The organism is Oscillatoria sp. FACHB-1407 (assembly GCF_014697545.1).
GTDB lineage: Bacteria > Cyanobacteriota > Cyanobacteriia > Elainellales > Elainellaceae > FACHB-1407.
In genome coordinates, this window is record NZ_JACJSA010000003.1 from 442,555 (window position 1) to 456,875 (window position 14,321).

General features: G+C 50.1%; 8 protein-coding genes. 5 read left to right on the forward strand and 3 right to left on the reverse strand.

What is annotated here, in order from left to right:
• Positions 1-99 precede the first annotated feature (99 nt).
• The 3 genes from H6G89_RS07905 to H6G89_RS07915 all read left to right on the forward strand — a co-directional run bounded on the left by H6G89_RS07905 (position 100) and on the right by H6G89_RS07915 (position 5,337).
• Complete coding sequence (locus H6G89_RS07905) at positions 100-2,028, forward strand: response regulator (protein WP_190504757.1); 1,929 nt, start codon at positions 100-102, stop codon at positions 2,026-2,028.
• Entirely contained in the window at positions 2,025-4,481 is a 2,457-nt protein-coding gene (locus tag H6G89_RS07910) for a hybrid sensor histidine kinase/response regulator (protein ID WP_190504758.1), read from the forward strand. The genes H6G89_RS07905 and H6G89_RS07910 overlap by 4 nt, the downstream gene beginning before the upstream one ends.
• A gap of 472 nt (positions 4,482-4,953) precedes the next feature.
• A complete protein-coding gene (locus tag H6G89_RS07915) occupies positions 4,954-5,337 on the forward strand; it encodes a response regulator (protein ID WP_190504759.1) in 384 nt (127 codons plus the stop codon).
• Positions 5,338-5,344: 7 nt separating this feature from the next.
• Here H6G89_RS07915 and recF read toward each other — a convergent pair whose 3' ends face one another.
• Entirely contained in the window at positions 5,345-6,484 is a 1,140-nt protein-coding gene (gene recF, locus H6G89_RS07920) for a DNA replication/repair protein RecF (protein ID WP_190504760.1), read from the reverse strand.
• Positions 6,485-6,505: 21 nt separating this feature from the next.
• Positions 6,506-9,349: a cation-translocating P-type ATPase gene (locus H6G89_RS07925; protein ID WP_190504761.1), complete on the reverse strand. Its 2,844-nt coding sequence runs from the start codon at positions 9,347-9,349 to the stop codon at positions 6,506-6,508.
• Positions 9,350-10,040: 691 nt separating this feature from the next.
• Between H6G89_RS07925 and H6G89_RS07930 the strand changes: the two genes are divergently transcribed.
• Both H6G89_RS07930 and H6G89_RS07935 read left to right on the forward strand, forming a co-directional pair.
• Complete coding sequence (locus tag H6G89_RS07930; protein WP_190504762.1) at positions 10,041-11,324, forward strand: Glu/Leu/Phe/Val family dehydrogenase; 1,284 nt, start codon at positions 10,041-10,043, stop codon at positions 11,322-11,324.
• A 276-nt stretch (positions 11,325-11,600) separates the two neighbouring features.
• Positions 11,601-12,473 carry a Cof-type HAD-IIB family hydrolase gene (locus H6G89_RS07935; RefSeq protein WP_190504763.1) on the forward strand — a complete coding sequence of 291 codons (873 nt, stop codon included), beginning with the start codon at positions 11,601-11,603 and terminating at the stop codon, positions 12,471-12,473.
• Positions 12,474-13,102: 629 nt separating this feature from the next.
• Here H6G89_RS07935 and H6G89_RS36225 read toward each other — a convergent pair.
• Positions 13,103-14,140 carry a DALR anticodon-binding domain-containing protein gene (locus H6G89_RS36225; protein WP_190504764.1) on the reverse strand — a complete coding sequence of 346 codons (1,038 nt, stop codon included), beginning with the start codon at positions 14,138-14,140 and terminating at the stop codon, positions 13,103-13,105.
• Positions 14,141-14,321 lie beyond the last annotated feature (181 nt).

Here is a 14,321-nt window from a genome sequence, read left to right on the forward strand (position 1 = left end):
GCTTAGCTAGACTGAGTGGATAGATTGAGTTAAAAGACGCTCCTGTGTGGGATGGGTTCCACAAGCTGGGTGGATGCCTCCCTACTTCCTAAGCTTTTTATGAAAATTCTGATTGTTGAAGACGACGCTCTGATTGCTAACGCTTTAACGGAGATTCTCTCTGACCAGACCTATGCTGTTGAGGTGGCGACGGATGGACAGACAGGGTGGGACTTGCTCGAAACCTACAGTTATGACCTGGTGCTGTTGGATGTGATGTTGCCCCAGTTAGACGGGATTAGTCTCTGTAAAAAACTGCGATCGCACCATTACACGATGCCTGTGTTGCTCTTGACCGGACGGGATAGCGGGCACGACAAAGCCGTAGGGTTAGATGCCGGGGCAGACGATTATGTGGTCAAACCCTTTGACCCTGAAGAGTTGGTAGCGCGTATTCGTGCGCTTTTACGACGGGGTAGCACAGTTGCCAATCCCATTTTGGAATGGGGCGACTTGTGCCTTGATCCCACCTTGTGTGAGGTCACCTGGCAGGGCAAACCTGTTGCCCTGACCTCTAAGGAATATGCGTTGATGGAGCTGTTTTTGCGAAATCGTCGCCGCGTGTTTAGCTGCGGCATGATTTTAGAGCATCTCTGGGCGTATGACACCATGCCGGGTGAGGAGGCAGTCCGCACCCATATCAAATGCCTCCGGCAAAAGTTTAAAGCGGCTGGAATTCCTACAGATCTGGTAGAAACGGTGTATGGCATTGGCTACAAACTCAAGGCAGAACCAGAAACGGCTCCTTTAGCGGATCTGTCTCCTGCAAACTCAAAGCAGCAAGCCAGTTCGCAGCTAACCCCTCCTGCGGAAGCACCCTACCAGCAGCATATGAAAACAGCGATCGCTGGCATTTGGGAGCGACACAAAGACCGGGTTAGTGAGCAAATTTCGGTGATTGAGCAGGCGGCGATCGCTCTGGCACACGGCAAGCCAGAACGGGAGTTGCATCAACAGGCTTACCAGGAGGCACACACGCTGGCAGGCAGTCTGGGAACCTTTGGCTTTATGCAGGGGTCGGAGTTAGCCCGGCAGATTGAAGGATTGCTCAAACCTGAGAAACGGCTCAAGCCTTCTAATATCAACACCTTGCAGAGTTTAGTAGAGCAACTGCGTCACGAGATTGATCCACCCGTTGTTTCTCCATCGGCTGCTTCAGAGTTGCCCGTGCTGTTAATCGTAGATAGGAATTCCGCTGCTACGAAAGACCTGGTTAATGCTGCTAACAGTCAGGGATGGCGAACGCTGGTCAGCCACGATTTAGCCAGTACGCGATCGCACCTGACGCAACACACACCAGCGGCGGTGCTGGTTGACCCTACCTGTCTGCCAGATACTCCAGAGCGGTTAGAGTTTCTGCAAACCTTGAGCCACTCCAAGCCAGCCATTCCGATCCTGATCTACACCACGCAGGACAGCTTGAGCGATCGCCTGCAATTTGCTCAAATGAAAGGCTGTACTTTTCTCCATAAGCCACTATCCGCGCAGACCATTCTCGATACGGTGCAACAACTGCGGCACCGCGAGACAACGATGGAGGCACGGTTAATGGCGGTGGATGATGATCCTAAAGTGCTGGCTCTGCTGCAAACATTGCTAGAACCCTGGGGATTGCATGTGACGACGCTGGATGATTCCCGTCGGTTTTGGGAGACACTGGAGCAAACGGCTCCCGATTTGCTGATTCTGGATGTCGAAATGCCTCACGTCGGTGGAATTGAGCTGTGCCAGGTGGTTCGCAATGATGCCCAGTGGGGCGGGTTGCCCATCCTGTTTTTAACGGCGCACACCGATGCCGAGATTGTGAATCGGGTGTTTGCAGCGGGTGCCGATGATTTTGTCAGTAAACCCATCGTCGGTCCAGAGTTAGTCGCCCGCATCATCAGCCGATTGGAGCGGATCAAACTGCTGCAAAACTTGCAAGCCTGCTGGCAATCTCAACGCCCAACCCTCCAATCTAATGACTTACAAATGAGGAACTCTGCATGACGGCTGACGGTAACTTAGCCCAACTCCACGAGGAGCTTACCGCCCTTCGATCTCAGGTTGATCAATTGCAGCGATCGCAGGAGTTGTTTGGGGGCATTTTAGAGAGTAGCCACGATTGTCTCGCAGCAGTTGATTTAGAGTATCGGCTAATCGCCTTTAACCAGGCATATAAGCAGGAATTTGAATCGCGCTTTAACACAAGCCTTGAACTGGGCACCAACCTGATCGACATCCTGACTCAGCAGTCCGAATCTTTGCTGGAGTGGTGGCAACGAGCACTCCAGGGGGAAGAGTTCACCGTTACACAAGAGGTTCAGGGCGATCCTGCAAAACCTGATGGAGCAAACCATCAGCCCAAATCCTACGAGATCACCTTTAGCCCAATTTGCGATCAGCACAATCAAATTATTGGCGCACTGCATCGTGCTCACGACATCAGTTTGCGGAAACAAGCAGAAGCCGCACTCAAGAAAACGCGCAATGAACTGGAAATGCGTGTAGCCGAACGAACTGCCGAGTTGGTGAATGTGAACCGCCAATTACAGGCAGAATTGGACGACCGCACGCACATTGAAACGGCACTGCGTGAATCACAAGCTCGCTTTGCAGGCATCTTAGAAATTGCCAGTGATGCCATCATTGCGGTCGATGCTCAGCAATGCATCACCTTGTTTAACCAGGGAGCAGAAAAAATCTTTGGTTACACGGCATCAGAGGCGATCGGGCAATCCCTCGACATTCTACTGCCTAGCCGATTTGCCCACGCTCACCGTCACCACGTCAGCCAGTTTGGGCAGGCTCCGCACCAGGCTCGACGTATGGGCGAACGCAGCGAGATCTATGGGCGACGCCGCGATGGCAGTGAGTTTCCAGCAGAAGCCTCGATCTCAAAACTGCAAATCGGTAATGAAATCGTTTTCACCGTGATCCTGCGCGATGTGAGCGAACGCAAGCAGGTTGAAAACGAACGCCGACAAGCGAAACAAGCCCTGGAGCGAGTTAGCCGTCAAAACGAGCTGATTCTTAACTCGGTGGGGGAAGGTTTGTGTGGATTGGATTTGCAGGGCAACATTACCTTCGCCAATCCTGCGGCGGCACGATTGTTGGGTTACCGGATTCAGGAGTTGCGATCGCAGCCGATTCACCTGATCCTGCCGCGCACCGTCACCGAAGATACCTCCTTTACCAGTTCCCGCATCTATGCCGCTTTGCAAACCGGATTGGTCTACCATGTCACCGACGAAGCATTTCAGCGGCGGGATGGCACTACTTTTCCGGTGGAATATATCAGTACCCCAATTCGAGAGCAGGGGGAGATTATTGGAGCCGTGGTGACATTTCGGGATATTAGCGATCGCCTCGTAGTGGAGCGCATGAAGGACGAATTCATCTCCGTTGTGAGTCATGAACTGCGGACGCCGCTCACCTCTATTCACGGTTCCCTGGGAATGCTGGCTAGTGGGTTGTTGCCTGCCGACTCTGACAAGGGCAAACGCCTCTTGCAAATTGCGGTGGATAGTACCAATCGTCTCGTGCGTTTGATTAACGACATTCTCGATATTGAACGCATCGAGTCGGGTAAGGTGACGATGGAGAAAGCCATTTGCAATGTCGCGGATTTGATGCGGGAGGCTGTCAATGTGGTGCAGGCGATCGCCGATAAGTTTGAGGTTAGTCTTGAAGTTGTGTCGTTGACGGCTCAAATTTGGGCAGACCCCGATCGCATCATTCAAACCCTGACCAACCTACTGAGCAACGCCATTAAATTCTCTCCTCAAGGTGGCACGGTTTGGCTCACTGCCGAGCGAACCGGGGAAGAGATCTGGATGACGGTGAAAGACCGGGGGCGAGGCATTCCCGCTGATAAGCTCGACACCATTTTTGAACGGTTTCAACAGGTGGATGCCTCTGACTCCCGGAACCACGATGGCACCGGATTGGGATTGGCAATCTGTCGCAGCATTGTCCAACAACATGCTGGACGGATTTGGGTTGAGAGTGTGTTGGGCGAAGGCAGCACTTTCTATGTTGCGTTGCCTCCTCTAGAAGAGAACGCGATCGCGGCTGATTTCACGGTTGATAGTCCTCTCGTTCTGATTTGTGATGACGACGATGCGACTCGCAATACCCTCAAACATTACCTGGAACCGCGAGGCTATCAAACCTTGATCACCCATTCTGGGAAGGATGCCATTGAACAGGCGATCGCTCATCATCCCAATGTCATCATCCTGGATCTGCTGATGCCGGGAATGAATGGATGGGATGTGATCAACACCCTCAAAGGTCGTCAGGACACCCAAAGTATCCCAATTATTATTTGCAGTGTCTCCTCCCCTTCCCAGAGCAACTATCCCTCGCAAGGGTTTATCAGTTGGGTTAGCAAACCGATTGATGAGGTGTCGCTATTTCAATCGCTGCGACAGGCGTTGATGAAAGGGAATAGGGAATAGGGTGTAGAGACGCGATTGATCGCGTCTGATAAGGGGAATGGGGTGTAGAGACGCGATTTACGTCTGATAAAAGGAATAGGGTGTAGAGGCGCGATTTACGTCTGATAAAGGGAATAGGGTGTAGAGGCGCGATTGATCGCGTCTGATAAAGGGAATGGGTGTGGAAAACAGGCAGATGGTGAAATGGATTGATCAGTCGTGATTTGAGCCGTTAAAATTGCCTCAATCTTTATTAACGTCAGTTCGGTTTAAGCCCCTGGCGAATGAATTCGCGGCTACCGGAGCCAAGTCTGCCTTGCAGACTACCGAAAATTAGGGGTTAGACGAACCGACGCAGGTCGGCTTTGTCCCTATAACGGTGGTTTTAACCGCCAAAATCCTGATCCCGAATTCACGTTTTATTTAGTAGAGACTGTCGCTAGAGATCTAAGGGGGCAACCACGCCCCAGTCCTGATTCTCCACTCCCCGCCTATGTCTGCTAAACGTATTTTGGTTGTTGACAATGAAGCCTACATCCGCGAAGTTGCTCAGATTTGTTTAGAGACAACCGCTGGATGGGAGGTTTTGACGGCTAACTCTGGGCAAGAAGGGATTGCGATCGCCCAAACGGATCAACCTGACGCCATTTTGCTGGACGTGATGATGCCCGATATGGATGGGTTGACCACGTTTCAGCATTTGCAGGCAAACGCAGCTACGCAAAAGATTCCAGTGATTTTGTTGACCGCTAAAGTGCAAGCCTCCGATCGCCAGCGATATGGTGAATTGGGCGTGACTGGGGCGATCGCCAAGCCCTTTGATCCGCTGCAACTGGCTCAGCAGGTTGCGACGACTTTGGGTTGGACCTTGACTTGAAAATTGCCTATAGCCATATCTGCCCCGCCTTGACCGTCAAAATCTGCGAAGACTTCAGCCATTGAGCATCAAACGACCCCAGGTGTGTCGTTGTAATCAGCGTTTGAAATCGCTCCTGAATCGTATCGAGGAGTTTGTTTTGACGATTCAAATCCAGTTCCGCCAACACATCATCCAGCAACAACAGCGGCGGTTCGCCGACAACCGTTTCAATCAGCTTTAACTCCGCCAACTTTAATGCCAGCACAAGCGTCCGTTGTTGCCCTTGAGAGCCATACTGACGTGCCGGAGTTTGGTTGATGGTGAATTCAATCTCATCGCGATGTGGACCGACAAGCGATGTCCCCTGATGTTTCTCAGCGATCGCCCGTTGTTGAATCTTCTCCAAAAACGCCTGCTGAATGGCGGTGGGTTCATCGTCAGTCAGGGTCACATTCGGGATGTAGCGTACGTCCAAAATCTCCTGGCTATTGCTGATCGCTTGATGCCAGGTTTGGGCGATCGGGGCTAATCGTTGCAAGGCTCTGGCTCGTCGCCGCATTACACGAGTTCCGGCGATCGCCAACTGAGCATCCCAGACGGCTAATTGGCTGAGGTCAGTTGATGCAGCCTCTTCACTCAGATCAACCGTTTGTCCAAGCTGCCGCTGTCGCAACAGAGCGTTGCGCTGCCGCAAAATCATGTTGTACTGATGCAGGATTGAGGCATAGACAGGCTCCAGTTGAGTCAACACGCTGTCGAGCCAGTCGCGCCGTTGTCCGGGTCCACTGCGAACCAACTCCAGATCAAGACTGGAAAACTGCACCGCATTCATCACCCCCAAGAAATCCAGTTGGCGTTTGAGGGATTGTTCATTCAGGGCAACCGTGCGTCGTCCTTGAGTCCGCAAAGTCAACGCCAAGTCCACACTGCCGAGACTGCGTTCTAACGTGGCGTTGACCTGGGCGATCGCTCTGCCATCCAGGACGAGTTCGCGATCGCGTGTAGCCCGGTGCGATCGCAACGTCGCCAGCAACTCTACTGCTTCCAATAAATTGGACTTGCCCTGAGCATTCTCCCCAACCAGGATGGTCTTAGGAGCCACAAACTCCACCCGCTGATCCTGATAATTGCGGAACTGGCGAAGGTGGAGCGAGTGGAGAAACATGAGGCAAGGGAGGCGATGCTTTTAGCGTCGATTACGGAAAAACCAGCGGATAAAGAGTTTTTCCAGTTCAATCCAGAGGAACATCAAGAAACTGGCACCAATGCAAATCCACAACTCGGTTGCACTCAGCCAATGAGTTCCAAAGAAGTTACGGAGTGGCTCAACGTAAACCAGTAGCAATTGCAGCACCGTTGTCAAAGCGACCGCCGCAAAAACATAGGGATTGGAGAAGGGATTTATCTCGACGGTGAGCTGAGTATTAGAGCGAATTGCCATTGCGTGCCCCATTTGTGCCAGACACAACGTGGTGAATACCATAGTCTTCCACCGTTCTGGGTCACCCACATCTGACGCAACATTGGTTGTGTAGTTGTAAGACCAGACCATCAGGGCGATCGCAATAATCCCCAGGACAATCCCAATACGCACCATGTAAGAGCCTAGCCCACGGGCAAAAATGCTCTCTTTCGGATCATTCGGTGGACGTTGCATCACGTTTGGTTCGGCAGGCTCGACTGCCAATGCCAACGCAGGTAAACCATCCGTTACCAGGTTCATCCACAGAATTTGTAGGGGCGTCAGCGGAACACCACCCCCAACGAGCAGCGGAGAGGCTGCAATGGTCAGCACTTCCCCAATATTGGAACCGAGAATGTATTTGATGAAGCGACGGATGTTGGTGTAAACGACCCGACCTTCTTCCGTGGCAGCAACAATGGTCGCAAAGTTGTCATCCAACAACACCATGTCACTGGCTTCCTTACTCACGTCGGTGCCCGTAATTCCCATGGCAATGCCGATGTCTGCCTGTTTCAAAGCTGGAGCATCGTTGACCCCGTCTCCGGTCATCGCTACGATTCTGCCGCGTCGTTGCAGAGCTTGCACAATTCGCAGCTTGTGTTCGGGTGCAACCCGTGCGTAGATACCGACTTGCTCAACTTGCTGTTCCATTTCTTCTGGGCTCAGCTTTTCCAGGTCACGACCTGTCAAGACGCGATCGCCCGGTTTAGAGATACCCAAATCTTCTGCGATCGCCTGAGCCGTCAGTTGGTGATCTCCCGTAATCATTACTGGGCGAATTCCGGCAGTCCGACAACGGGCAACCGCATCTCGCACTTCAGGACGGGGCGCATCCAGCATATCCACCAGACCCAGCCAGATCAGGTCACATTCCGTCGCTTCGTCAGAGCCTTCTGGCGGCAAAACGTCTAATGGCTTATAGGCAAACCCCAAAACCCGCAGTCCTTTTCCAGCAAGCTGGTTATTTTTCTCTAAAATCGCATCCCGTTGTCCCTGGGTTAGGGACTCTGTGCGATCGCCTATTTGGATAGCTTGACACCGTTCCAGAACAATTTCGGGTGAGCCTTTGGTAAACATCAGATAAGGCGAACCTGCTTGAGCAACAGGAATCAACCCCTTCACGACGTCTTGACCCACGTCACCCGAATTCACCATGACACTCATCCGTTTCCGTTCTGATGAGAAGGGAAACTCTGCCACACGGGGTAACTTGTGGTCATAGTTATTGCGGTCGATTCCGGCTTTACCTGCCACGACAAGCAGTGCGCCTTCGGTGGGGTCACCCAAAATCATCCACTGACCATTTTCTTTTTGCAAAATCGAGTCATTACAGAGCGCACAGGCTGCCAGCAGTGACTTGAGTTCAGGTAAATCCTGGGGTTGAGCCTGTTGATCATGGATAAAAAACTGCCCTTCGGGAATGTAGCCCTCACCTGTGACTCGCAGCGATTGGGATGGAGGGTGAATCGACTGCACCACCATCTTGTTTTGCGTCAGCGTTCCCGTTTTATCAGAACAAATGGTTGTTACAGAACCCAACGTCTCCACCGCAGGCAACTTTCGAATCAACGCCTGCCGTCGCACCATGCGCTGAGTTCCGATCGCCAAGGTCACTGTGATAACGGCAGGCAACCCTTCAGGCACCACCGCAACCGCCATACTCAGTGACACTTCCAGCAACTCTCGAAATCTGCCTACCCCAGCCGCCAACAGACCAACGCCGACGACAACCGCGACTAGAGCTAATGCCCCTGTCACCAGCACCTTGCTCAACTGATCCATGCGCTGTTGCAAGGGAGTCGGCTCTGACTCAACCGCTTGTAACATCGTGGCAATCTTGCCGAGTTCCGTCTTCATGCCCGTGTTGGTCACGAGTACAGTGCCCCGTCCCTGCACGACCTCAGTTCCCTGAAACACCAGGTTGATGCGATCGCCCAGAGGTGTGTCTTCTGGCAACTGGAGTTGAACCTGTTTGTTCACTGCCTGCGCTTCTCCCGTCAGAGCCGCTTCCCGAATTTGCAAATTCGCAGACTCTAACAAGCGTCCATCTGCTGAGACTTGAGAACCAGCTTCCAGCAGCATGACATCTCCTGGGACGAGTTCTTTAGAGTTGACCTCCAAAATCTTGCCGTCACGGGTTACCCGAACTCTGGGGGATGCCAAATTTTTCAATGCCGCCAGAGCCTTTTCGGCACGGCTCTCCTGAACAAAACCCAACAGACCATTTAAAAACACGATGGCGAGAATGGCGATCGTGTCTTTGAACGGAATGTCATTGGCTTTAACGGTTCCGGCTCGTAAGTCCAACAAGTCCATAATGCCTGAGATGATCGCCACCGCAATCAACATCAGCAACATGATGTTTTTGAACTGATCCAGCAGAATCATCCAAGTCGTGCGCCCACCCGATTCTTCCAACTCGTTGGGACCATATTGTTGCAGTCGCTCTGTGATCTGTTGATTGGTTAAGCCCAACTCGCGATCGCTCTGAAGCTGTTCAACCGCTTTGTCGGGTGCCAGCGTATGCCAGGTCGGTGAAGTGTTTTGAGAAGAAACAGCAGTCATGAATTTAGGGAGAACGTAAGGTAGACCAAAGGACTTGGAAGTTTAAGGATGTGCTTTATAGAGGTTTAAAGATGTGCTTTGTAAATGCAGTGCCTCAAGATCATAGAGCGAAAACTTGACTCATGGACACTATCTGAATTGATGAATTGAGTAAATCACAACATGAAGTCAAATCTCTGTCTCTGACGATCATTGCAATTTATCAATAGGCTATCTGGCAATTTCATTAGGCAGGTGTACCAGAGGAAAAGCCATGACACAAAAGTGACATGACTTTCAAGTGGATGACAGCGTCGTTTCATTTGTTCTGTGCTGTTTGAAACCCCATTCCATCACTCTAAAACAGGTGAATTGCTCCTAGAAATGCCCTTGAGGAATAGCACAACCCAGGACCGTTAGCTGAGCGTTTTAATACAGGTAGATAAAATTTGGATTTGGTGATGCGCATGCGTGAATAGTGCTCATGGGCGAAGTTGAATCGATACAACCTGCGCCTCATCCACCGTTCTCTCACCATCTTAAACGCGGCTCATCAGGAAATGGGTAATTTCTCGCAATTTCCTCGCTGAAATATAATAGAAATATAAAAACTGTAGCTTTTAATACATTTTCCTGGGCACCATAGAAGAATAACCGGGGATCACTAACCCTCTTCACATTACGATCGCACCCGGTCTAGAGGAGAAGAACTATGTCCTATTCATTGTTGTCTGATGCCAATCAACGCCTGGAGAAAGCTCTGCGCTACGTGTCCTTATCAGATGATGTGACTGAACGATTGCGCTATCCCAAAGCGAGCTTGAGCGTTTCCATTCCTGTACGCATGGATGATGGGTCGTTAAGAGTGTTTCAAGGGTATCGGGTGCGATATGACGATAGCCGGGGACCAACGAAAGGGGGCGTGCGGTTTCATCCCCATGTAACCCTGGACGAAGTGCAATCTCTGGCTTTCTGGATGACATTTAAATGTGCTGTTCTCAACTTGCCGTTTGGTGGCGCAAAAGGTGGCATCACACTAAACCCCAAAGAACTGTCAAAGTTTGAGTTAGAGCGGTTGAGTCGGGGATATGTGGATGCGATCGCGGACTTCATCGGACCCGACATCGATATTCCCGCACCGGATGTCTACACCAACCCCATGATCATGGGCTGGATGATGGATCAATACAGCATTATTCAGCGAAAGATTATCCCCGCTGTGGTCACAGGTAAGCCCATTAGCATGGGTGGCAGTCTGGGGCGCGAAACCGCAACCGCTATGGGTGCGTTCTTTGTCATCCAAACTGCGATGACTCATTTTAGTCAGTCCCCTGCTCAAACGACGGTCGCAATCCAGGGGTTTGGTAATGCCGGAGCCGTCCTCGCTGAGTTAATGTTTAGGGCAGGCTATCAAGTTGTTGCGGTGAGTGATTCTCAGGGGGGTGTGTATGCCAAACAAGGGCTAGACATTCCCAGTATTCGCCGCCTCAAAGATTCTAGCCGGGGTATCAGAGCAGTCTACTGTGAAGGTAGCGTTTGCAGCACAGTGGAACATGCCTCGATTACCAATGAAGAATTGCTGGAACTGGACGTAGATATCTTGATTCCTGCGGCTCTGGAGAATCAAATTACCGCTGAGAATGCCGATAAGATTCGAGCAAGGTACGTGTTTGAGGTTGCCAACGGACCCACGAACTCTGCTGCCGACGCGATCTTAGAAGCGAAAGGCATTCATGTCTTTCCTGATATTTTGGTCAACGCAGGTGGAGTCACTGTAAGCTATTACGAATGGGTACAAAACCGGAGTGGTTTCTATTGGTCATTGGATGAGGTCAACCGTCGCTTGGAGCAGAGCATGACCGCTGAGACTGAAAAGATTTGGGCGATCGCTCAAGAACTCTCCGTATCCCTCCGCACGGCTGCCTATGTCCATGCCCTCAACCGCCTAGGTGATGCGATTCAGGCAAAAGGCACTCAGGATTATTATGTGAGCTAAGAGGGAGTAGGGAATGGGGAATGGGTAGAGGCACGATTTATCGTGTCTGTTAGTTAGGAGAGTAGGGAATGGAGAGTAGGGGATTAGGAATTAATGACCTCCTCTACCCCTCTGCCCTACTTCTCCTCTATGCTCTATCCGTTACCTTATTACCCGTTTTTCTCTTGCTCATTGTTTATCCCTTAGCCTTACTTCCCTCTTCTCTCTTCTTTTTTCCTTTTTCTCTCTCGCCTGATACCCTCATACTGTGGTCTTTCAAGAATTTTGGTGTGCAACATGGTGCAGAATCCTGCTGTCAATGTGGTTTCAGGCTCTAACTCTGAGTCTCCGGTAATCGACATTCAGCTTTTAGTTGTAGATATTGATGGCACGATCGCCGGAGAGTCAAACGAGATTCGTCCCGCTGTGATAGAAGCTATTCATGCTGTACAAGCAAAGGGCATTCCAGTCGCGATCGCCACCGGACGAATGTATCGCTCTGCTCTGCGATTTTATGAGGCGGTTGGCTCTAAATTGCCCCTCATGAGCTATCAAGGCGCATTGATCAAAGACCCTACCACTGGGCAATTACATCGTCATTGGGCTATCTCGAAACCCTATGCCCTCCAGTTGATTGACCACTTTGAGCAACCCGAAATGCGCTCTGAGTTGTCAATTCACTTATATATCAATGATCAGTTATATGTTCGTGAAATTACCCCTGAAACGGAGCTATATGCTGAGCGATCGCAGGTAGAAGCGATCGCCGTTGGAGATCTGCGTCAGGCACTCGACCATGAACCGACCAAGATTTTGGCACTGAGCCACAATACCGATCTGGTCGATCACCTGCTGACATCACTTCGGCAACGCTACACGCCTGCCGAGTTGTATTTCACCAAATCCGTAGCAACTTTTTTTGAAGCGACCAATCCCCTGGTTAATAAGGGAACGGCAGTTCGCTATCTAGCAGAAGAGATGTTGGGGCTTCAGCCACACAACGTAATGACGATTGGCGATAACTTTAACGATGTAGAAATGCTGGAGTACGCCGGAATTGGAGTCGCTATGGGCAATGCCCCTACCGATGTACAGGCGATCGCTCAATGGATTGCTCCCAGTGTTGAAGCGGATGGAGTAGCCGTTGCGATCGAAAAGTTCTTGCTGTAACAACACCTAAGATAGACTTAAAGGTGATTTTGAGGCCCAATTCAGTTGCGCGTCTCAATCACAACCAAATTCTAAAAATCTAGAAATCAGAAAGGGCACCGACGACTGACCGTGTTTCGTCTCGATGCCCTTGCTGGTTCGCTCCTCACACTAGCAACAATTTAGCAGACTCATTCAAGTTTGTCATCTACTTGAAGAAAATCTAACCAGTGCTATCTAAGTTGAGACGGAGCGAGGGTGGAGGAGGTTCCCTGACTAGATTCACGCTTTTACGAATCACTCAAGATGGTCATAGCAATCCCAAATGGGGTGCGCCTCTTACAAACCGCTTATCTTACAACTCATTAGAACTGCTATAGCAACTGTCGAAACAGTTAATGCAAGGGAGTGTGGGGGCGCGCCCCCAGTCAGGGGTAGAACCCCTGCACCCCGTCCTAACCAACCCTTCGGTTGATATATATTCCTCTTCTGCCTTCTCTTCGTAAACAAATCTCATACAGACCTCGTTTCCAGACTCCTACTTGGAAATGGAGTGATGGAGGCTCTGCCTCCATGAGTAGATTCCTAGCTAGAAGCTAGAAGGCTTTCGGGAAAATACTCTCCATCCCATCCAGAGTGATTAAAGAGGGTTAAAGCGAACAAGGTGCTATGACCTCCAGTCCCTCTTGCAGCAATACCCGAAGCAACATCTGGGTCAATGCCACTAAGCCCAAACGTGCTTGGGTTAATTCCAGGTTGACCCTTGAGGTTTCTCCCCAGATGCGACAGGTGGCATAAAACGTTTGAAATGCCAAACTCAACTCCTGAGCTAACTTGCAGATCATCTGCTGATTCAGATTGGGATGACTGAGACTAACATCGTTGAGATTGACATTTGGGTTAATAGCGTCGATTACTCTATCTGCCAATACCATGTCTGCCAGACAATCTAGCGTGGTCACACATTGCGTTATCAAACGCTGTTCTGCCGGATGGTGCAATCGTAGGCGATGTTCTATGTCAAGCCAAGGAAAAGGGTTAGGTGTTGTGATTTGGGGTGCAGTTGCTCCGAAGTCGATTGACTCGTTTTTTAATGCAACAAATCCCTCTTGGTGTGCTAAATACAACAATGAACAACAACGAGCGTGGGTATACTGAATTATAAAAGAGTTCGTAAAATTACCGAACGATGAGTCGTCACTCGTGTGATCCTGAGCTAAGGTAGGGCAATCGCTTTCAGTGACTGAATCAAGCAATTGCTGCACCCAAAAAGCCGTACCAACTTCATTCAGTTGTAAGTAAATCCAACCAGACTCATTCACATTAACTGTAAAATTTTCCCAAACTCTCTCTAAAGGTAGGTGATAATTACACTGATTCGGGTTCTTATCGAGATTGGCTATTCTTGTTTTAATTTCGTAGGCTAATGCCGTTATCGGTATTCCAAGCGACTTGGATAGCTTAGGGGCGATCGCAGATACATATTTAATGCGGTTTCCAGGTTTGACTAATTGAATAGGAATCACCTGAAGCGATAAATTAATTGTTTGTACTAAAGCATTCAATCCCTGATTCGTCTTCCCATCCTTCAACAAATCATTAATCAGTAACAAAATTGACTTCTGTAACTTTTGCAGTAAAAGAGAACGAAGGGCCAACGGTAGGATGATGGGTAAGATTGAATTCACAGGAAAACCGCACCTGCGGACAGAAACTTTGTAGTTTAAATATTGCCTGTTCTGTCAGATTTCAGATAAATTTCGTAGCCAATACGAAACTTTATGAGAAGAAAATGAATCATACTTTTTGAAACGTAAACTTAACTCGTGTTTATCCTTATTCGTGTTGTGTAGCTTTAATCTAGCTCTC